At 70.5% G+C, this 19180-nt stretch carries 20 protein-coding genes; 11 read left to right on the top strand and 9 right to left on the bottom strand.

Annotated features, from left to right (window positions below):
• Positions 1-3: 3 nt before the first annotated feature.
• The 9 genes from GXW76_RS14370 to GXW76_RS14330 form a co-directional block, all read right to left on the bottom strand.
• Positions 4-1056 (bottom strand): ribonucleotide-diphosphate reductase subunit beta, encoded by a 1053-nt coding sequence (locus tag GXW76_RS14370; RefSeq protein ID WP_211862774.1) that lies wholly within the window; start codon positions 1054-1056, stop codon positions 4-6.
• Positions 1057-1187: 131 nt separating this feature from the next.
• On the bottom strand, positions 1188-2093 hold the full coding sequence (locus tag GXW76_RS14365; protein WP_211862773.1) for an NAD(P)-dependent oxidoreductase: 906 nt from the start codon (positions 2091-2093) through the stop codon (positions 1188-1190).
• A complete protein-coding gene (locus tag GXW76_RS14360; RefSeq protein ID WP_211862772.1) occupies positions 2090-3307 on the bottom strand; it encodes an ABC transporter substrate-binding protein in 1218 nt (405 codons plus the stop codon). Before GXW76_RS14360 ends, GXW76_RS14365 begins: the two co-directional genes overlap by 4 nt.
• 103 nt (positions 3308-3410) lie before the next feature.
• Positions 3411-4379: a Bug family tripartite tricarboxylate transporter substrate binding protein gene (locus tag GXW76_RS14355; RefSeq protein WP_211862771.1), complete on the bottom strand. Its 969-nt coding sequence runs from the start codon at positions 4377-4379 to the stop codon at positions 3411-3413.
• Positions 4380-4734: 355 nt separating this feature from the next.
• Positions 4735-5475, bottom strand: a complete 741-nt coding sequence (gene fabG / locus GXW76_RS14350; RefSeq protein ID WP_211862770.1) for a 3-oxoacyl-[acyl-carrier-protein] reductase — start codon at positions 5473-5475, stop codon at positions 4735-4737.
• A 13-nt stretch (positions 5476-5488) separates the two neighbouring features.
• Entirely contained in the window at positions 5489-6448 is a 960-nt protein-coding gene (gene fabD, locus GXW76_RS14345) for an ACP S-malonyltransferase (protein WP_211862769.1), read from the bottom strand.
• An 87-nt stretch (positions 6449-6535) separates the two neighbouring features.
• Entirely contained in the window at positions 6536-7345 is an 810-nt protein-coding gene (locus tag GXW76_RS14340) for a class I SAM-dependent methyltransferase (protein ID WP_211862768.1), read from the bottom strand.
• A 91-nt stretch (positions 7346-7436) separates the two neighbouring features.
• On the bottom strand, positions 7437-8165 hold the full coding sequence (locus GXW76_RS14335) for an FkbM family methyltransferase (RefSeq protein WP_211862767.1): 729 nt from the start codon (positions 8163-8165) through the stop codon (positions 7437-7439).
• Between the two features lie 64 nt (positions 8166-8229).
• A complete protein-coding gene (locus GXW76_RS14330) occupies positions 8230-9204 on the bottom strand; it encodes a Bug family tripartite tricarboxylate transporter substrate binding protein (RefSeq protein ID WP_211862766.1) in 975 nt (324 codons plus the stop codon).
• Positions 9205-9412: 208 nt separating this feature from the next.
• Between GXW76_RS14330 and rpsF the strand changes: the two genes are divergently transcribed.
• From rpsF to GXW76_RS14275, 11 genes are all read left to right on the top strand, one after another.
• Positions 9413-9886: a 30S ribosomal protein S6 gene (gene rpsF / locus GXW76_RS14325; protein ID WP_211862765.1), complete on the top strand. Its 474-nt coding sequence runs from the start codon at positions 9413-9415 to the stop codon at positions 9884-9886.
• Between the two features lie 6 nt (positions 9887-9892).
• Positions 9893-10171: a 30S ribosomal protein S18 gene (rpsR, locus tag GXW76_RS14320; protein WP_211862764.1), complete on the top strand. Its 279-nt coding sequence runs from the start codon at positions 9893-9895 to the stop codon at positions 10169-10171.
• A gap of 24 nt (positions 10172-10195) precedes the next feature.
• A complete protein-coding gene (locus GXW76_RS14315) occupies positions 10196-11119 on the top strand; it encodes a DUF2232 domain-containing protein (protein WP_211862763.1) in 924 nt (307 codons plus the stop codon).
• Entirely contained in the window at positions 11116-11685 is a 570-nt protein-coding gene (rplI, locus tag GXW76_RS14310; RefSeq protein ID WP_211862762.1) for a 50S ribosomal protein L9, read from the top strand. The genes GXW76_RS14315 and rplI overlap by 4 nt, the downstream gene beginning before the upstream one ends.
• A gap of 168 nt (positions 11686-11853) precedes the next feature.
• A complete protein-coding gene (locus GXW76_RS14305) occupies positions 11854-13083 on the top strand; it encodes an SAM-dependent methyltransferase (protein ID WP_272876071.1) in 1230 nt (409 codons plus the stop codon).
• A 289-nt stretch (positions 13084-13372) separates the two neighbouring features.
• Entirely contained in the window at positions 13373-14887 is a 1515-nt protein-coding gene (locus GXW76_RS14300; RefSeq protein WP_211862761.1) for a replicative DNA helicase, read from the top strand.
• Positions 14880-15992 (top strand): alanine racemase, encoded by a 1113-nt coding sequence (alr, locus tag GXW76_RS14295; RefSeq protein ID WP_211862760.1) that lies wholly within the window; start codon positions 14880-14882, stop codon positions 15990-15992. Before GXW76_RS14300 ends, alr begins: the two co-directional genes overlap by 8 nt.
• Positions 15993-15996: 4 nt before the next feature.
• On the top strand, positions 15997-16782 hold the full coding sequence (locus tag GXW76_RS14290) for an MlaE family ABC transporter permease (protein ID WP_211862759.1): 786 nt from the start codon (positions 15997-15999) through the stop codon (positions 16780-16782).
• Positions 16783-16918: 136 nt separating this feature from the next.
• Entirely contained in the window at positions 16919-17710 is a 792-nt protein-coding gene (locus GXW76_RS14285; RefSeq protein ID WP_338150964.1) for an ABC transporter ATP-binding protein, read from the top strand.
• A gap of 175 nt (positions 17711-17885) precedes the next feature.
• On the top strand, positions 17886-18461 hold the full coding sequence (locus tag GXW76_RS14280; protein WP_211862757.1) for a peroxiredoxin: 576 nt from the start codon (positions 17886-17888) through the stop codon (positions 18459-18461).
• Between the two features lie 171 nt (positions 18462-18632).
• A complete protein-coding gene (locus GXW76_RS14275; protein WP_211862756.1) occupies positions 18633-19169 on the top strand; it encodes a carboxymuconolactone decarboxylase family protein in 537 nt (178 codons plus the stop codon).
• The last annotated feature ends 11 nt before the right edge of the window (positions 19170-19180 follow it).

Below are 19180 nucleotides of genomic sequence, written 5' to 3'. Positions count from 1 at the left end.
CCATCAGTGACGCACGCCCTCGATCGCGCCTTCCGGCTGGGGGGAGGAGAAGACGGAATCCGCGAAGGCTTCTTCCCAGGTGCCGGCGGTGCTGGCCTTGGAATACTCCGTCGCGCGGTTCTCGAAGAAGTTGGTGTGCTCGACCGCGTTCAGCATCTCGTCGAGCCAGGGCAGCGGGTTCTTCTCGATGTGGTAGATCGGCTCGAGGCCAAGCTGCTGCAGCCGGCGGTCGGCGATGAAGCGGATGTACTGCTTGGTCTGCGCCGCATCCAGGCCCTGCACGCCGCCCAGTTCGAAGGCGAGGTCGATGAAGGCGTCCTCGTGGTCCACGATGGTCGCGCAGATCAGATAGAGGTCGCGGCGCAGCTCCTCCGTCCAGATCTCCGGGTTCTCCTGCACGAAGGTGCGGAAGAGGCGGATGACGGACAGGCAGTGCAGCGTCTCGTCGCGCACCGACCAGGAGATGATCTGGCCCATCCCCTTCATCTTGTTGAAGCGCGGGAAGTTCATGAGGATCGCGAAGGAGGCGAAGAGCTGCAGCCCCTCGGTGAAGGCACCGAAGGCCGCCAGGGTCTTGGCGATCTCCGTCTTGTTCTCCACCGTGAAGTTATGCATGTAGTCGTACTTGTCCTTCATCTCCTTGTACTTGAGGAAGGCCGTGTACTCCGCTTCCGGCATGCCCACCGTGTCGAGAAGGTGGGAATAAGCGGCAATATGAACTGTCTCGATGTTCGAGAAGGCGGACAGCATCATCAGCACTTCCGTCGGCTTGAACACCTGGGAATAGTGCTTCATGTAGCAGTTGTTCACCTCGACATCGGCCTGGGTGAAGAAGCGGAAGATCTGCGTCAGCAGGTTCCGCTCGGCCTCGGTCAGGGTCTTCTGCCAGTCCTTCACGTCGTCCGCGAGCGGGACTTCCTCCGGCAGCCAGTGGATGCGCTGCTGGGTCAGCCAGGCGTCATAGGCCCAGGGGTAGCGGAACGGCTTGTAGACCGGGTTGGCGGTGAGAAGGTCGAACTTCACCGGCAATTCGTCGGTCGCGATTCCGTCAGCCATGTTGCTGCCCCATCCCTGCTGTCGTGGTCGGCGTTTCTACCATTTGTGGTAGGCGCAGCAACCATCGGCACACAACACCTTGAAGCAGGCGGGGTCCGGCGCCGACTCGCGGAGAGCCGGCGCCGGGCGGGCTACTTCGCCGAAACCTCCGCCCCGCCCCAGGATTCCAGCAGCCGGATCAGGGCGGTGACGTCCTGCCCCTCCCCGCCATGGGCCAGCGCGTGGTCGTAGAGCTGCTTGGCCGTGGTGCAGGTCAGCATGGTGGTGCCGAGGGCCTCCGCCTCCGCCAGGGCGAGGCGCACGTCCTTGCGCATCAGTTCCAGCCGGAAGCCGAAGTCGAAGGTCCGTTCCAGCACCGCCTTGGGCATGAAGACCTCGGTGGAGAAGGACCGGCCGCTGCTCTTGGCCACCACGGAATGCATCACCGCGGGGTCGAGCCCGGCCTTGGCACCCATCACCATCGCCTCGGCCGTCGCCGCCCAGACCGTGGCGGCGATCAGGTTGTTGACCAGCTTGAGCGTCTGCCCCTGCCCCACCCCGTCCCCGACATGGATGGTGTTGCGGCCGATGGTCTCGAGCAGGCTGCGCACCTGCTCGAAGGCCGCGCGGTCGCCGGAGGCCATGACCGACAGCGTCCCCGCCTTCGCCCCCGCCACGCCGCCGGAAACCGGCGCATCCAGCACCGCGACGCCATTGGCGGACAGCCCCGCCGCCACCTCCTGCGCCACGCGGGCGCCGGTGGTCGAAAGGTCGGCGTAGATCCGCATCGCCGCGCCCTCGACCAACCCGCCGGCACCCAGCGCCACCTGCCGCACCACATCCGGCGTCGGCAGGCTGACGAAGACGACCGGCGCGGCATCGGCCACCGCCGACGGCGAGGGCATGGCGGTCGCGCCCAGCGCCACCACCTGCGCCAGCGCGGCCTGGTTGACGTCATGCACCAGCAGGCGATGCCCGGCGGCGATCAGCCGCTCGACCATCGGCCCACCCATCGCGCCGAGGCCGACGAAGCCGACCGTCAGGACATTCGCGCTCACTGGCGCACCAGCGGGCAGCCGCCCTCGGCGAGCGGGCGGAAGGCCTGCTCGGCCGGGATGGTGGCGAGGATGCGGTAGAGGTCCCACTCGCCGCGCGAATCCTCGGGGCGCTTGGCCTCGACCAGGAACATGTCGTGGACGTGGCGCCCGTCCTCCCGCACGCGACCGTTGCGGGTGAACATGTCGTTGACCGGCAGTTCGCGCATCTTGGCCGCCACGGCCGGACCATCATCCGTGCCCGCGGCATCGATGGCGCGCAGGTAGTGGCGCACCGCGGAATAGATGCCCGCCTGGTACTGCGTCGGCATGGCGCCGCGGTGGCGTTCGGCGAAGCGGCGCGCAAAGGCGCGGGTGTCGTCGTTCTGGTCCCAGTACCAGGCCTCGGTCGCCACCACGCCCTGCGCCGTCGCGAGGCCGAGGGCGCGGATGTCGGTGATGTTGACGAACATGCCGACCAGGCGCTGGCCGCGTCGCGTCAGGCCGAATTCGCCGGCCTGCTTGATGGCGTTGATGGTGTCGGTGCCGGCGTTGGACAGCGCCACCACCTGTGCGCGCGACGCCTGCGCCTGCAGCAGGAAGGAGGAGAAGTCCGGCGCGTTGAGCGGATGCCGCACCCGCCCCGCCACGGTGCCGCCCCCGGCGCGCACCGCGGCCTCGGATGCGCGTTCGAGCGCGTAGCCGCCCTCGTAGTCCACCGTCAGGAGGAACCAGGACCGCCCACCCTGCTCCATCACCGCGCGCGTGGTGCCGGTGGACAGCGCGAAGCTGTCCGACACCCAGTGGAAGCCGACCGGGGAGCACTGTCGCCCCGTCAGTTCCGTCGACGCGGCGGAGGTATTGATGATGACGCGGTTCCGCTCCCGCCCGATCTGCTGCACGGCGAGCGCGACCGCCGAGTTCGGCATGTCGATGATCATGTCCACGCGCTCGGTGTCGATCCAGCGACGCGCCGTGGCGGCGCCGACATCGGGGCGGTTCTGGTGGTCGGAGAATACGACCTCGACCGTCCGGCCGAGCGCGCGGCCGCCGTGGTCCTCCACCGCCAGCCGCGCGGCGACGACCGAACCCGGGCCGGCGAAATCCGCGTAGGGCCCGGTCATGTCGGTCAGCACGCCAACGCGGACGATGTCGTCCGAGACCTGCTGGGCGGATGCGACGGCCGGAACCAGGCCGAGCGCCACGAACAGCGCGAAGGCGCCGGAACGGATGGACATGTTGTTTCCTCCAGACCTCGGGGCGCTCTGCGCGGGGCGCCGCCTTGTGGTCGCAGGAACGGTCCCAGAGCGGGCGCGCGCGGTCAATCCCGTGCGCGGGGCGCTACTCGACGCGGATGCCGGCCTCTCGCGCGATGACCGCGTTCTCGGCGAGTTCGCGGCGGATGCGCGCCTCGAAGGCCTCCGGCTCCTCGGCGATCACGATCCCGCCCGCTTCCGCGATGCGCCGGGCGATCGACATGTCCCTGAGCAGGCCGAGCACGTCGCTCGCGATCCGGTCCACCACCGGGCGCGGCAGCCCCTTGGGGCCGATGAAGCCGTACCAGGGGCTGGTGTCGGGAATGCCGAGGCCCGCTTCCTCGAGGGTCGGCACGCCGGGCAGCACCTCGACGCGGTTCGGCCCGCCGACGGCGAGCGGGCGCAGGCCGCCGTCGCGGGCGAGCCCGATGGCGCCCGAGAGCGTGCTGAAGGTCGCGGGCACGCGGCCCGCCATCACCTCCTGCAAGGCGGGCGCGGCGCCGCGGAAGGCGACGTGCGTCACCTCGATGCCGGCCCTGCGGCGGAACATCTCCAGCGCGAAGTGGCCGGAGGAACCGTTGCCCGAGGAGGCGAAGGCCATGCCGCCAGGGTCCCGCTTCGCCGCCGCCACCAGTTCCGCGGCGCTGCGGTAGGGCGAGTCCCGCCCGACGAAGAGCACGGTCGGCGAGGCATAGATGTTCACGATCGGCGTGAAGTCGTTGACCGTGTCATAGGGCAGCCGCGCATAGACCGCCGCGTTGCTGGCATGGGTGCTGGCCGCGAGGAAGATCGTGTAGCCATCGGCCGGCGAGCGCGCGACGGCCTCGCTTGCGATCACCTGGCTGGCACCGGGGCGGTTCTCGATGACGATGGGCTGGCCCCAGAGACGTGAGAGGGGATCCTGCAGCAGGCGGCCGCCGAAATCCGTGGGCCCGCCGGCCGGGTAGCCGATGATCAGGCGGACGGGCTTCTCCGGCCAGGCGCCCTGGGCCCGTGCGGTCGCCGCGAGTGACAGGCCCGCCGTCGCGAGCGCGAGGCTCCGCCGTGTGATCATGCGCTTCTCTCCCCTCGTCGCGGCGTGCGTGCCGCGTTGGGCGAGAGGCTAGAGCAGATCGCATGCGGCTGGAATCAGCTGTCTGCGTGACGATGCCCGCTCAAATATGGCTGGAGCGGTTTCGACTCTTGTGGAAATCGCTCCGGCGACGGAGCGCGACCGTGCCGGCAGGGCGGGCAGCGCCCTGCCGCCGGCCTTCGACCTCGTGGCTCCGCAAGCAATTGGGGCCGCGCTGCCGGACCGGCGCGGGAAGGGCCGGCACTGCGCGAAACACCCCTGTCACGGGGATATGCCGTGCCGATCCCCGTCGCGGCCGCGCCCTGCATCAGCAACAAGCGGGCGGCCGGCCGGCCCGTCAGATCATCGCCATGCCGCCATTCACATGGATGGTCTGGCCCGTGACCCAGCCGGCCTCCGTCGAGGACAGGTAGACCACCGCCGCCGCGATATCCTCCGGCGTGCCCATGCGCTGCGTCGGGATGCGGGAGAGCAGCGTGGTCTTCTGCTGTTCGTTCAGCGCATCGGTCATCGCCGTCTTCACGAAGCCGGGTGCGACCACGTTCACCGTCACGCCGCGCGTCGCGACTTCCTGCGCCAGCGACTTCGACATGCCGATCAGCCCGGCCTTGGCCGCGGCGTAGTTCGCCTGCCCCGCATTGCCGGTGACGCCGACGATCGAGGCGATGGAGACGATGCGCCCATGGCGCTTCTTCATCATCCCGCGCAGCGCCGCGCGCGCCAGGCGGAAGGGCGCGGTCAGGTCCACTTCCAGCACCGCGTTCCAGTCGGCGTCGCCCATGCGCAGCGCCAGCATGTCGCGCGTGAAGCCGGCATTGTTGACCAGGATGTCGAGGCCGCCGGCCTCGCCCTCGATCTTCTCCACCAGCGCCGCCGGCGCCTCCGGGTCCGTGAGGTCGGCGGGCGCGACGATCACGCGCGCGCCGCCGAGGGCTTCCGCCACGCGGGCAAGTTCCGCCTCGCGCCGGCCCGTGATGGCGACGGTCGCGCCCTGCGCGTGCAGCGCCTTGGCGATGGCTTCCCCGATGCCACCTGTCGCACCCGTGACGAGCGCGGTCTTGCCGGTCAGGTCGAACATGGCTCGCGTCTCCTCAGAGGGACTTCAGGAAGGATTCGACATCGGCAGCGGTGCCGATGGACAGGGCGGTGGCCTCGGGCGCGTTGCGCTTCATCAGCCCGGTCAGCACCTTGCCGGCGCCGACCTCGACGAAGCGGTCGCAGCCCATGGCCGCCATGGCGGCGACGCATTCGCGCCAGCGCACCGTGCCGGTCACCTGCTTGACCAGCAGGTCGCGGATCGCGACCGGGTCCGTCGCCTTGGCAGCGGTGACGTTGGCCACCACCGGCACCACCGGGGCGCGGAGGTCGGCCTTGGCCAGCGCCTCTGCCATCGCGTCAGCCGCCGGGGCCATCAGGGCGCAGTGGAAGGGGGCGGAAACCGGCAGCAGCATGGCGCGCTTCACGCCGTCCGCCTTGGCGATCTCGATGGCGCGCTCGACGGCGGCCTTGGCGCCGGAGATCACCACCTGGCCGCCGCCATTGTCGTTGGCGGTTTCCACCACCTCGGCCTTGCCGGTCTCGGGGTCGGTCGCGGCCTTGGCGCAGATGGCCTTGGCCTGGTCCAGCTCGGCGCCGAGCAGGGCGGCCATCGCGCCGGTGCCGGGCGGGGTCGCCTTCTGCATCGCCTCGCCGCGCAGGCGCAGCAGGCGGGCGGCGGTGGCGACGTCGAAGGCGCCGGCGGCCGTCAGGGCGCTGTACTCACCCAGCGAATGGCCCGCCACGAGGGCGACCTTCTCGGCGAGGCGGAAGCTGCCCTCGGATTCCAGCGCGCGGATGACGGCCAGCGAATGGGCCATCAGGGCCGGCTGGGTATTGGCGGTGAGCGTCAGTTCCTCCTGCGGGCCTTCCCACATGAGCTTGCTGAGCTTCTGGGACAGCGCGTCGTCCACTTCCTGGAAGACGTGCCGGGCGGCGGGGAAGGCGTCCGCCAGGTCGCGGCCCATGCCGACGGCCTGGCTGCCCTGGCCGGGGAAGACGAAGGCGAAAGCCATGTTCGCGCGTTTCCGTGCTGTTTCGTTCGATATGGCCGCGCGGGATGCGGCCCGGGCCGGCGCTTGTCAACCGCCGCGGCGGGGCGGTCAGCCCGGCGCGACGCCTCTCACCGCCCAGGCCGTGGCGGCATAGGACCGGGGACCGTCGGGCTCGCCGTCGAGATAGGCCCGGCGGACGGCGCCGCGCAGCCGGTCCCGCGCCTCCGCCTCCAGCCCGCCGACATAGCCCGCCGCAGGCCCCTGCCCGCCGAGATAGGGGGCCCAGAAATCGTCGAAATCCGCGTAGTCCATGCGGATGGTCAGCGCGGTCTCATGGATGTCGGCGAGGCCCGCGACTCGCCAGGCCGCGGCGAGTTCGCCGGGGCGCGTCATCGGCCGGGTGCAGTTCTGGGCGCGCAGGGCGTCGGCCTTCGGGTCCATCGCCGCCGCCGTATCGAGGACGATGCGCTGCGCGACGAAACCGCCACGGGCATCCCAGACGGAAGCGGCGACCACCGCGCCCGGGCGGGCGACGCGCCTCATCTCGGCGACGGCGTCCGAGGTGCGCGGCACGAAATGCAGCATCAGCAGCGAGAGGACGTGGTCGAAGCTCGCCGCCGCGAAAGGGATGGCGCAGGCATCCCCGACCTGGAAGTCGAGGCGCGGATCCGCCGTACGGCGGCGCGCGTGCTCGACATAGGCCGGGGAGAAATCCACCCCGAAGATCCGGCAGGCCGGCGCGCGCGCGGCGAGGGCCAAGGCAAGGCTGCCGGTGCCGCAGCCGAGGTCGAGTACGCGCCCCGCCCCGACCGGCCCGACGAAATCGAGGAACGGCTCGGCGAGCAGGCGGCTCCAGCGCCCCATCTGCTGTTCGTAGGCGTCCCCGTCGGTGGCAACGAAGGTCGAGGAAACGGCCATGGCGTCCTCCGCGCGGTCGTGCCGGCCACCCTGGCATGGGGCGACGCCGCGAGGCAGGATATTGCGGCTTCGAACCATACACGGGCCGCCGTCAGGCGGGCAGGAACACCCAGTTGAAGAGGTAGCGGTCCCGCGGGATGCCCGGGCCGTGGCGGGCGGGCAGGTCGATCTCAGCCACCGGCCGCAATTCGCCCCCGTCCAGCGCGAAGGCGGCGTAGCCATGGGCGCAGACGGCGGCCAGCGCCTCGCCGATCGGGCGGCCGGCGTGGACTTCCTGGATCTCGACGATCAGGTTGGGGCGGCAGCGGCGCAGCGTCTCCCGCGCGCCCTCGATCACCGCGAGTTCGTGCCCCTCGACGTCGATCTTGATGAAGCCGATCTCGCCGAGGTCGAGATCGTCGAGCCGTCGCGCCTCAACCGTGACGGCACGATGCTCCGCCGCCCCGATCTTGCCGGCGCTGAGGGAAGCGCCCTGGTTCGAATATCCCCGCGTGCCGCGGGGAACGAGGAGCTCCGCCGTGCCGCTGCGGTCCGACAGCGCGATGCGGTGCACCGTCACGCCCGGCCCGGCGGCGCGGGCCAGTTCGCGGAACATCTTCGGATTCGGCTCGAAGGCATGCACGGCGGCGGAATGGCGGCGCATGACCTCGGACCAGACGCCGCGATTGGCGCCGATATCGAGGGAAACCCGGTCACGCCGCGCCAGGCGCGGCACGAGGGCGAGTTCGCGCTCCCCCCGCGCGCGCTCCCGCGCGACCAGCCAGCGCAGTTGCAGGCGCGGCGGTATGAAAGCCGCCTTGAACCTCTCCTCGAGGTTCATGGGCGGTTCCCAGCCGGGTTCGGCGGGGAAGGAAGGTGTGATCGGCACGAAGGCGGCCTGGCCCTCAGTTCATCTGGATGCCGGCGTCCTGCACCACGCGCTTCCAGCGCGCAAGCTCGGTGGCGATCGTGCGGCCAAGTTCCTCCGGCGAGCTGGCGTCGATGGTGAAGCCGGCCGAGGTCAGGCGGTCGGCCACCTCCTGCTGGCGCAGGGCGGCGGTGATGGCCTGGCTCAGCCGCGCGACCGCCGCCGGCGGAGTGTTGGCGGGGGCGAGGAAGGCGGACCAGGAGGCCGAGACCACCTGCGGGTAGCCGGCCTCGGCCATGGTCGGCACCTCCGGCAGGCCGGAGAAGCGGCGCGGCATGGCAATGGCGATGCCGCGCAGCGCGCCGGAGACGACATGCGGCCGGACGGTCGCCGCGTTGAGGATGCTCGCCTGGCACTGACCCTGGATCATGGCGGTCACGGCCGGCGCCCCGCCGGGGAAGGGAACATGCGTCGCGCTCGTTCCGGTCGCGCGCAGGAAGAGTTCCATGCCGAGTTGCTCGGTCGATCCGACGCCGCCCGAGGAATAGGCGACGCGCCCACCTTCCCGCTTCAGCCAGTCGATCACCTCGGCGACCGTCCGCGCCGGCACCTCCCGGTGGACGACGAGCATGTTCGGGACGGTCATGGCGAGGGAGACAGGAGAAAAATCCTTCTCCGGGTCATAGCCGGGCCGCGCCATGACCGCCGGGTTGATGGTCATGGTCCCCGAGGCGGCGACAAGCAGGGTGTGGCCGTCCGGCGCCGCGGCCGCGACATGGCGGGCGCCGATGGCCCCCGTCGCGCCGGGGCGGTTTTCCACCACCACGTTCTGGCCAAGGGCCTGCTGCATGTGCGGCGCCACCAGCCGGGCCACGAGGTCGTTCGGGCCACCGGGGGCGAAGGGGACCACCAGCACCACCGGCCGCGAGGGGGACCAGACCGCCTGGGCGAGGCCCGGCCGTGCGGCCGCGAAGGTGGCGAAGGGCAGGACCAGGGCGCTGCGACGGTTCATCCGAGACGTCTCCCGCGGCGTCGTTCCGATGGAGTGCAGCACGTGCCGTGCCGGTCCGCACCCCCCTTCCCCACGCTTCGCGCTTGAAATCGGGGGCCGCGCGTGCTTTACGCCGCCCTCCCCTGCCGGGCGCAAGGCAAGCGCCCGGCTATGCCCGTTTGCGCGCCTCATTCCGGGGCCAGGGCTGAGACAGCCACAGGGAGATCACATGCCGCTCTACGAATGCGTGTTCATCGCGCGCAACGACGTCACCCAGCAGCAGGTCGAAACGATCGCCGAGCAGGTCGCGACCCTCATCGCCGAAGGCGGTGGAGAGGTTAAGAAGCGCGAGTATTGGGGCCTCCGCGGCCTCGCCTACAAGGTCAAGAAGAACCGCAAGGGGCACTACATGCTCCTCGGGATCGACGCCCCGGCCACCGCCCTGCCGGAGGTCGAGCGCCAGCTCGGCCTGAACGAGGACGTGCTCCGCTCCCTGACGATCCGCGTCGAGGCGATCGACGAGGCGCCGTCGGCGGTGCTCGCCAAGCGTGGCGACGACCGTGAGCGCGACCGCGGCTTCCGCGGCCCCCGCCCGGCCGGCCGCTTCGGCTCCGGCCGCGGCCGCGAGCGCGGCGACGACCGCGAGGAATTCCGCGCCCGCCCGCGCGACGACGCGGACGGCCAGCAGGGCACCGAGGAGTAATCGATCATGTCCGACACGACCGACCTGACGCCCGCCGCCCGCCGCCCGGCCGTCGGCGCCCGGCGCCCCTTCTACCGGCGCAAGAAGTCCTGCCCCTTCTCCGGGCCGCAGGCGCCGAAGATCGACTACAAGGACGTGCGCCTGCTGTCCCGCTTCCTGAGCGAGCGCGGCAAGATCGTCCCGTCCCGCATCACGGCGGTGTCCGGCAAGAAGCAGCGCGAGCTGGCCCAGGCCATCAAGCGCGCCCGCTTCCTGGCGCTGCTGCCCTACGTCATCAACGACTGAGGACGGGGCTCCGGGCAGGGAGGCATGGCCGAGGCGATGTCAGGGCAGGACATCCTGCGTGACCCGCGCTGGCTTGCGGCGACGGCGGGCGGCCTGATGGCCGCGACGCTGTCGCTGTGGGCAATGCGCGGCCTGCCGCTCGGCTTCGCCGCCTTCTGGCTGGCGCCGCTGCCGCTCTTCGCCGCCGGCCTGGGCTTCGGCCCGGGTGCTGCGGCGGGTGCGGCGGGGATCGCCGCGGTGATCCATGTGGTCGTCGCCGGCACGCTGCCGATGGTCGTCTTCCTGGTCGCCTTCGGGATCCCGGCGGTGGCGATGGTGATCGCGGGGTTCCGCGGCGGCCGGATCGACACCGGCGTGCCGCTGGCGCTCCTCGGCATCTGGCCCGCCATCTGCATCCTGGCCGCGGCGGCCTACTTCTCCGGCGCGCCGGGCGGGCTCTCGGGCACGCTTCGCGCCACGGTGGAACATGGCCTCGCGCGCATGGGCGGCGGCACCTCCGTCTCCCTGGTCGAGGAGCTGGTGCAGGTCATGCCCGCGGCGCTCGGCTTCTGGGCGGCGGTCTCGCTTTCGGTGAACGCGGCGGCGGCGCAGTCCGCGCTGGCCCGCAAGGGGATCGCGATAGCGCCCTCCCCGCGTTGGAGCGAAGCGCGGCTGCCGGCCTGGTACCCGGTGCTGCCGGGGGCCGGGGCGCTGGCCTGGCTGCTGTTCGGCGAGGAGGGCGAGGCCGCCCTGCTCTCCGTGCTGCTGGTGCTGCTCCTGCCGGTCTTCCTGCAGGGCATTGCCGCGGTCCATCGGTATTCCGCCGGACGCCCGGGGCGGAACTTCATGCTCGGCGTGTTCTACGCCGGGCTCGTCATCCTCAGCGTGCCGGCCGCCATCGCGGTGACGGCCTTCGGTTTCTACGAGCAATGGGGGCGGCGCGCAGGCCCGCCCGGAGGCACAACATGATCGAACTCATCCTCATGCAGCGCGTGGACAAGCTCGGCCAGATGGGCGAGCTGGTGAAGGTGCGCCCCGGCTACGCGCGCAACTTCCTGATCCCGTCGGGCAAGGCGATCCGCGCCAACAAGTCCAACCTCGAGCGCTTCGAGCGCGAGCGCGCCCAGCTCGAGGCCCAGAACCTCAAGCGCCGCGAGGAGGCCGAGCGCGTCGCCGAGCGCGTCCATGGCCTGTCCATCACGGTCATCCGCCAGGCGGGCGAGAGCGGTGCGCTCTACGGCTCCGTCTCCACGCGCGACATCGCCGAGGGCTGCACCACGGCCGGCCTGACCGTCGACCGCGACCAGGTGCTGCTGCCGCACGCCATCAAGTCGGTCGGCCTGACCACCGTGCGGGTCGCCCTGCACCCGGAGGTCTCCATCCCCGTGGTGGTGAACGTCGCCCGTTCGCCGGAAGAGGCCGAGAAGCAGGCGCGCGGCGAGCGCGTCGAGGCCGAGGCGGAGGCCGAGCAGGCTTCCCTCGAGGCCGAGCTGGCCGCCGAGCTGGCCGCCGGCCAGGCCGAGTCCGAACGCTGATCCGACCGGCGCGGGGGCGCGCCTCGCCCCCGCGCCGCGCGGTCCGCGCCCTTCGGGCCGGGCCGCCGCGCCGCCCCGCCGGCGCCATGCCGCACTGCGGCATGTGAGGCTTCCCTGTCAGATGCATGATCTGCAATGCTGTGCCCCTCCCGGCCAGGAGAACGCAGCATGCTGTTTGACCTCGCCCTCAGGCGCCTGATCCGCATCGGCACGCTCCGGGTGCGCTATCCCGATGGGGTGGTGCGGACCTACGGCGGCGGGCCTGGTCCCGAGGCGGGCATGCACATCGCGACCGCGCGCGCGCTCCGCGGCATGACCTTCAACCCTGCGCTCGCCATGGGCGAAGGCTACATGGACGGGGGTATCCGGCCCGAGGGCTGCACGCTCTACCAGCTTCTCGAACTGCTGATGATCAACCTGATGTCGGGCGGCACCCATCCGGCGGAACGCGCGATGGAGATGCTGCGGAAGCTGCGCCGCCGCTTCGACCAGTTGAACCCGGCCCACCGGGCCCAGCGCAACGTCGCCCACCACTACGACCTCAACGGGCGGCTCTACGCCCTCTTCCTCGATCGCGACCGCCAGTATTCCTGCGGCTACTTCCCGACCGGGCAGGAGACACTCGAGGAAGCGCAGGTGGCCAAGAAGCGCCACATCGCGGCCAAGCTCTGTCTCGACCGGCCTGGGCTCGAGGTGCTCGACATCGGCTGCGGCTGGGGCGGCATGGCGCTGACGCTGGCGCGCGAATACGGGGCGCACGTCACCGGCATCACACTCTCGACCGAGCAGATCGAGGTCGCGCGCGCCCGCGCCCACGAGGCCGGCCTCGCCGACCGCGTGCGCTTCGAGCTGATGGACTACCGCACCTGGAACAGGCCGGTGGACCGCGTCGTCTCGGTCGGCATGTTCGAGCATGTCGGCATCGACCACTACCGGCGCTTCTTCCGCGTGGTGAAGGACGCGCTGAAGGAGGACGGCGTCGCCCTGGTCCACGCCATCGGGCGCTACGAGGGCCCTGCCTCCACCAATCCCTGGCTCGCGAAGTACATCTTCCCCGGCGGCTACTCGCCCGCGCTGTCGGAAGTGCTGCCGGCGGTCGAGAAGAACCTGCTGCACGTGACCGACATCGAGGTCCTGCGCATGCACTATGCCGAGACCATCACCCACTGGCGGTCGCGCTTCGCCGGCAACCGCGACGCCATCGCGAGCCTCTACGACGAGCGCTTCTGCCGCATGTTCGAGTTCTACCTGGTGGGCTGCGAGCTGACCTTCCGCCATGGCGGCCACTTCGTCTGGCAGATGCAGCTTGCGCACAAGCCGGACGCGGTGCCGCTCACGCGCGACTACATTGCCGAGGCGGAACGCGAGGCGGCGCGGCGGTCTCGGCTCTCGGCCTGACAGCGGAACGCGAGGCGGCGCGGCGGCCTCGGCTCTCGGCCTGACAGCGGAACGCGGAGGGGCTGATCGCCGTTTCGACGGCTCGCACCGACGCGGATCGGGGCTGCCCGCTCGGCGGCGAACCGTTTCGCGGCGATGGGAAGGGCGGGGGAGGAGAACCTCCCCCGGACCCCCTCCCTTCTCTGGCCGTTGGGAACTGATGGCGCGGGGTGGTTTGGGTGCGGCCGTCCCCGTCATCCCCGTTATCCACAGGGGGCGCGCGACTCCGCCGTCGGGCTAGAATGGCGGCATGAACGAAATCGACCCCGCTGCGGGCGGCCTGCTCGGCCTGTCGCAGCGCCTTCCGCCGTCCAACCTGACGGCGGAGCAGGCGCTGCTCGGCGCCCTCCTCGCCAACAACAAGGCCTATGAGCGCGTCTCCGAGTTCCTCGCGCCGGAACACTTCGCGGACCCGGTGCACGGGCGCATCTACCAGGCCATCCAGCGGCGGGTGGAAGCCGGCCAACTCGCCGACGTCGTCACGCTGCGATCAGAGTTCGAGCATTCCGGTCTGCTCGAGGAAGTCGGCGGGCCCGCCTACCTGGCGCAGCTCCTCTCGGCCATGGTCGGCATCATCAATGCCGGCGAATACGGCCGCGTCGTCTACGACGCCTATCTGCGCCGGCAGCTGATCGACCTCGGCGAGGTGGTGGTGAACCGCGCCTTCGGCGCGGAGCCGGAACTCGACGCCAAGGGGCAGCTCGAAGCCGCGGAACAGGCGCTGTTCGAACTCTCGAAGGAAGGCGGCGCCGGCGACGGCGGCTTCGTCTCCTTCGAGCGCGCGCTGACCGTCGCCGTGCAGAATGCGGAGAAGTCCTTCACCACGCCGGGCGGCGTCTCCGGCCTGACGACGGGGCTGCGCGACCTCGACGCCAAGATGGGCGGCCTGCATCCGTCGGACCTTCTGATCGTCGCGGGCCGCCCCGGCATGGGCAAGACGGCCTTCGCCACCAAGGTCGCGTTCGGCGCGGCCAAGTCCCTCCTGCGCGCGGCGCGCGAGAACGACCCCAATGCGGTGCCCAAGGCCGGCGTCGCGATCTTCTCGCTGGAAATGAGCGCGGACCAGCTCGCGACGCGCCTGCTGTCGGAGGAAGCCCGCATCTCCGGCGACCGCATCCGCCGCGGCGAGATCGGCCAGCGCGACTTCGACCGTTTCGTCGAGGTGAGCCGCGAGATCTCCGCCCTGCCGCTCTGGATCGACGACACGCCGGCCATCACCATCTCCGCGCTGCGCACGCGCTGCCGCAGGCTGAAGCGCACGAAGGGGCTCGACCTGGTGGTGGTGGACTACCTCCAGCTCATGCGCCCTGCCGCCGGCACGCGCCCGGAAAGCCGCGTGCTGGAAATCTCGATGATCACCCAGGGCCTGAAGGCGATCGCCAAGGAGCTCTCCCTGCCGGTGATCGCGCTGTCGCAGCTCTCGCGCGCGGTGGAATCGCGCGAGGACAAGCGGCCGCAGCTCTCCGACCTGCGCGAATCCGGCTCGATCGAGCAGGACGCCGACGTCGTCATGTTCGTCTATCGCGACGACTACTACCTTCAGGCGCGCCAGCCCAAGGAACTCAACTTCGACAACCCGGAGAAGTTCCACGAGGCGACGGAGAAGTGGCAGAAGGACATGGAGATGGCCCACAACAAGGCCGAGCTGATCATCGCCAAGCAGCGCCACGGCCCGACCGGCACCATCAGGCTGTTCTTCGAGGCCGAGTTCACCCGCTTCGGCGACCTCGACACCCATCACGAGGAGCCGCCGCCCTATGAATGACGGCACACCGGCTTCACGCTTCGCCGACACGACACGCGCGGTCCTGACCATCGACCTGCCGGCCATCGTCGCGAACTGGAAGGACCTCGCGGCCCGCGGCGCGCCCGGCGCGGTGGCAGGAGTCGTGAAGGCGGATGGATACGGCCTTGGCGCGGCCGAGGTCGGGCGAGCCTTGCGCGCGGCAGGCTGCCGCCACTTCTTCGTGGCGCAGTTGCAGGAAGGCATCGCGCTGCGGGCGGCGATCGGCGCCGGGCCGATGATCGCCGTGCTCGGCGGCTTCCCGCCTGGCGCGGATGGCGATGCCGGGCTGGTGCCGGTGATGAACTCACTCGCCGATGTCGCGGCGCATGCGGCGGCGACGCGGGCGTCCGGCGTGGCGCGGCGGGCGATCCTGCATGTCGATACCGGCATGGCGCGGCTGGGGCTGGATGCGGCGGAACGCGCGCGGCTCTCGGCCGATCATTCGCTGCTGGCGGGAATCGAGCTTCTCTATGTGATGACGCACCTCGCCTGCGCGGACGAGCCGGCGCATCCGATGAACGCGGCGCAGGCGCAACGCTTCGCGGAAGCGTGCTCGGACCTGCCCATGGCGCGGCGGTCCTTCGCCAATTCCTCCGGCATGTTCCTCGGGCCGGACTTCGCCTCGGACCTGTCGCGGCCGGGCTGCGCGCTCTACGGCATCAATCCGACGCCGGACCGGCCGAACCCGATGCGGCAGGTGGCGCGGCTCGATGCGCCGGTGCTCCAGGTGCGGGAGATCCCGGCCGGAACCCCGGTCGGCTACGGGGCAAGTTGGACCGCACCGCGCCCCACGCGGATCGCGACGGTTGCGGTGGGCTATGCGGATGGCTACCTGAGAAGCCTCTCGGGCAAGGCCGTGGCGGATTTCCGTGGCAGGCCCGTCCCTCTCGTGGCACGGGTGTCCATGGACCTGACGACCTTCGACGTGACCGACCTGCCGGAGATCGCCCCCGGCGACCGCCTGACGCTGATCGGCGGCGCCGGCTGCAGCCCGGACGAGGTGGGCGCGCGCGCGGGCACCATCGGCTACGAGGTGCTGACCTCCCTCGGTGCGCGCTACGCCCGCGACTACATCCGGGGCTGAGCGGTTGGACCTGGTGCTGAACCCCGTCGCCGCGATCGGGCGGGCCGTCCTTTCGGCCTGCCGCGAAGTGGGCGCGCTGGTGCTTTTCGCGCTGGAGGCGTTGTCCCACCTGCTGCGGCCGCCCTTCTATGCGCGGCAGTTCCTGCGCCACCTGGCCGAGATCGCCTATTTCTCGCTGCCCGTGGTGGCGCTGACGGCGATCTTCACCGGCATGGTGCTGGCGCTGCAATCCTACACGGGCTTCGTCCGCTTCAACGCCGAAGGGGCGGTGGCGAACGTGGTGGTCCTGTCCATCACGCGCGAACTCGGCCCGGTCATCGCGAGCCTGATGGTGGCGGGGCGCATCGGCGCCTCCTTCGCCGCCGAGATCGGCACCATGCGCGTCACCGACCAGATCGACGCGCTGACGACGCTGTCCACCAACCCGATGAAATACCTCGTCACGCCGCGGCTGCTCGCGGGGGTGATCGCCCTGCCCTTCCTGGTCGCAGTGGCCGACATCCTCGGCGTCATGGGCGGCTGGCTGATCGGCACCACGAAGCTCGGCTTCAATTCGGCCGGCTACCTCAAGGCGACGCTGGATTTCCTCGAAGTGATAGACGTCGTGTCGGGCCTGGTGAAGGCCGCCGTGTTCGGCTTCGTCATCACGCTGATGGGCTGCTGGTGCGGCTACTACAGCAAGGGCGGCGCGCAGGGCGTCGGTGCCGCGACGACGATGGCGGTGGTCTCCTCCTCCATCCTCATCCTCGCGCTCGACTACGTGCTGACCGAGATGTTCTTCGCGCAATGACCCAGCCGATCACACACGGTTCCGACATGCCGCCCGCGGCCACGACGCGGGCCGAGGCCGCGATCGCGGCCCGCGGCAAGTACCGCGAAGCCAAGCCGCACGGATGTGCGGCGGCCGGCGCTTGAGGGGCGCTTTCGTGGATACCAAGGCGCATGTGGATGGCGTTCCGAAGATCCGCCTCCGCGGCCTCTCCAAGGCCTTCGGCGACAAGAAGGTGCTGGACGGCGTGGATCTCGACATCCGGGCCGGGCACGGGATGGTGATCCTCGGCGGGTCGGGCTCCGGCAAGTCGGTGACGATCAAGTGCATCCTCGGCCTGATCCAGCCCGATGCCGGCACGATCGAGATCGACGGCCGCGACGTGCTGGCCATGGGCCGCCGCGAGCGGGAGGAGTTGAACGACCGCATCGGCATGCTCTTCCAGAATGGCGCGCTCTTCGATTCTCTGCCCGTCTGGGAGAATGTCTGCTTCAAGCTGCTGGCGCAGAAGCGCATCACGCGCGGCGCCGCCCGCGACAAGGCGGCGGAGGTGCTGGCGCAGGTGGGCCTCGCAGCCTCCGTGGGCGACCTTTCCCCGGCCGAACTCTCGGGCGGCATGCAGAAGCGCGTAGGCCTGGCGCGCGCCATCGCGGCGCAGCCCGACATCATCTTCTTCGATGAGCCCACCACCGGCCTCGACCCCATCATGGGCGCGGTGATCGACGGGCTGATCGTGGACGTGGTGAAGCGGCTGGGCGCGACGGCCGTCTCGATCACGCACGACATGGCGAGCGCGCGACGCATCGGCGACGACGCGGCGATGATCCACAGGGGGAAGATCGTCTGGACCGGAGCGGCGGCGGCGCTCGGCAATACCGGCAATCCGCTGGTGGACCAGTTCGCCCGCGGGGAACGGGAAGGCCCGATCCAGATGGAGTTGCGCCGCTAGAACTATTCGGCGCGCGTGTCCTTGCGCTCGATCAAACCGATCAAATCGAATTCCTCGATCGAACCCTTCGAAGAAATCGGTTGGACAGAATCCCGCCCCGAGGGCATCTGCTGCACCGCACAAGGTGCACCGCACAACAGGCCATCCGGCCCGCAACCCCGAGGAGCGCGACCCCATGCTGACCGTTGGCGACAAGTTCCCAGCCTTTGCCCTGACCGCCGTGAAGGGCGGCAAGGAGGGCCTCGGCGGCCCCGGCGTGTCCTTCACCGAGATCACCGACCAGACCGATGCCGGCAAGTGGAAGATCGTCTTCTTCTGGCCGAAGGACTTCACCTTCGTCTGCCCGACCGAGATCGCCGCCTTCGGCAAGCTCGCCGGTGAGTTCGCCGACCGCGACGCGGTGGTCTACGGCGTCTCAACGGACAGCGAGTTCGTCCACCTGAACTGGCGCGTCCACAACGACGACATCCGCGACCTGCCGATCCCGATGCTGGCCGACATCAAGCGCGAGCTGTCCTCGGGCCTCGGCATCCTCGACAAGGCCGCCGGCGTGCCGCTGCGCGCGACCTTCATCGTGGACCCGGACGGCACGATCCAGTGGGCCTCGGTGAACGGCCTGAACGTCGGCCGCAACCCGCAGGAAGTGCTGCGCGTGCTCGACGCGCTGCAGACGGACGAGCTCTGCCCCTGCAACTGGGAGAAGGGCAAGGACGTCCTGAACCCGGACGCGCTGTTCAGCAAGGCCGCCTGACGGCCGCCCGCGCCGCGAGGCAGGCGCGAAACGGGGGTCCCGTCGCGGATAGCCGCGACGGGTGCCCGTCAACCGACCTGCCTGGCGCATTGGGGGTAGTGAGCCCCCATGGACCCCCCGGTCCCGCGCGGCCCCCTGGGCCCGCGGGACACGTCTCGACTGGAGGCCCCCATGTCCCTCGAAGCCCTGCGCGCCCGCCTGCCGGAACACGCCAAGGACCTGAAGCTGAACCTCGGCTCGCTGGCCACGGAGCCGGTGCTGACCCAGCAGCAGCTTGCCGGCACATTCATCGCCAGCGCTATCGCCTCCCGCAATGCCGAGGTGACGCGCGCCATCCTGGCGGAGTTCGGCCCGAAGCTCTCCCCCGAAGCGCTCGGCGCCGCCAAGGCCGCGGCCGCCATCATGGGCATGAACAACGTCTATTACCGCTTCACGCACCTGGTCGGCGGCGACTACGTCAACCTGCCGGCGAAGCTGCGCATGAACGTCATGGCGAAGCCGGGCGTGGAGAAGGTGGATTTCGAGCTCTGGTCGCTCGCCGTCTCCGCCATCAACGGCTGCGGCATGTGCATGGAGTCGCATGAGAAGGTCGTCCTCCATGGCGGCCTCTCGAAGGAAGCCGTCCAGGCTGCCGTCCGCATCGCCGCCGTGGTGCATGCCGTCGCCGGCGTGCTGGATGCGGAGGACGCGCTGGCCGCCGCGGCCTGAGCCCGGCACCC

Origin of the sequence: Neoroseomonas soli, assembly GCF_018129065.1 — a bacterium.
Taxonomy (GTDB): Bacteria; Pseudomonadota; Alphaproteobacteria; order Acetobacterales; family Acetobacteraceae; genus Neoroseomonas; species Neoroseomonas soli.
This window is presented reverse-complemented; position numbering and strand designations above follow the sequence as displayed.

Coding starts and splice junctions, on each gene's coding strand:
- GXW76_RS14370 (WP_211862774.1), bottom strand. CDS start 1,056: ATGGCTGACGGAATCGCGACCGACGAATTGCCGGTGAAGTTCGACCTT.
- GXW76_RS14360 (WP_211862772.1), bottom strand. CDS start 3,307: ATGTCCATCCGTTCCGGCGCCTTCGCGCTGTTCGTGGCGCTCGGCCTG.
- GXW76_RS14355 (WP_211862771.1), bottom strand. CDS start 4,379: ATGATCACACGGCGGAGCCTCGCGCTCGCGACGGCGGGCCTGTCACTC.
- fabG (WP_211862770.1), bottom strand. CDS start 5,475: ATGTTCGACCTGACCGGCAAGACCGCGCTCGTCACGGGTGCGACAGGT.
- fabD (WP_211862769.1), bottom strand. CDS start 6,448: ATGGCTTTCGCCTTCGTCTTCCCCGGCCAGGGCAGCCAGGCCGTCGGC.
- GXW76_RS14340 (WP_211862768.1), bottom strand. CDS start 7,345: ATGGCCGTTTCCTCGACCTTCGTTGCCACCGACGGGGACGCCTACGAA.
- GXW76_RS14335 (WP_211862767.1), bottom strand. CDS start 8,165: ATGAACCTCGAGGAGAGGTTCAAGGCGGCTTTCATACCGCCGCGCCTG.
- GXW76_RS14330 (WP_211862766.1), bottom strand. CDS start 9,204: ATGAACCGTCGCAGCGCCCTGGTCCTGCCCTTCGCCACCTTCGCGGCC.
- rpsF (WP_211862765.1), top strand. CDS start 9,413: ATGCCGCTCTACGAATGCGTGTTCATCGCGCGCAACGACGTCACCCAG.
- rpsR (WP_211862764.1), top strand. CDS start 9,893: ATGTCCGACACGACCGACCTGACGCCCGCCGCCCGCCGCCCGGCCGTC.
- GXW76_RS14315 (WP_211862763.1), top strand. CDS start 10,196: ATGGCCGAGGCGATGTCAGGGCAGGACATCCTGCGTGACCCGCGCTGG.
- rplI (WP_211862762.1), top strand. CDS start 11,116: ATGATCGAACTCATCCTCATGCAGCGCGTGGACAAGCTCGGCCAGATG.
- GXW76_RS14305 (WP_272876071.1), top strand. CDS start 11,854: ATGCTGTTTGACCTCGCCCTCAGGCGCCTGATCCGCATCGGCACGCTC.
- GXW76_RS14300 (WP_211862761.1), top strand. CDS start 13,373: ATGAACGAAATCGACCCCGCTGCGGGCGGCCTGCTCGGCCTGTCGCAG.
- alr (WP_211862760.1), top strand. CDS start 14,880: ATGAATGACGGCACACCGGCTTCACGCTTCGCCGACACGACACGCGCG.
- GXW76_RS14280 (WP_211862757.1), top strand. CDS start 17,886: ATGCTGACCGTTGGCGACAAGTTCCCAGCCTTTGCCCTGACCGCCGTG.
- GXW76_RS14275 (WP_211862756.1), top strand. CDS start 18,633: ATGTCCCTCGAAGCCCTGCGCGCCCGCCTGCCGGAACACGCCAAGGAC.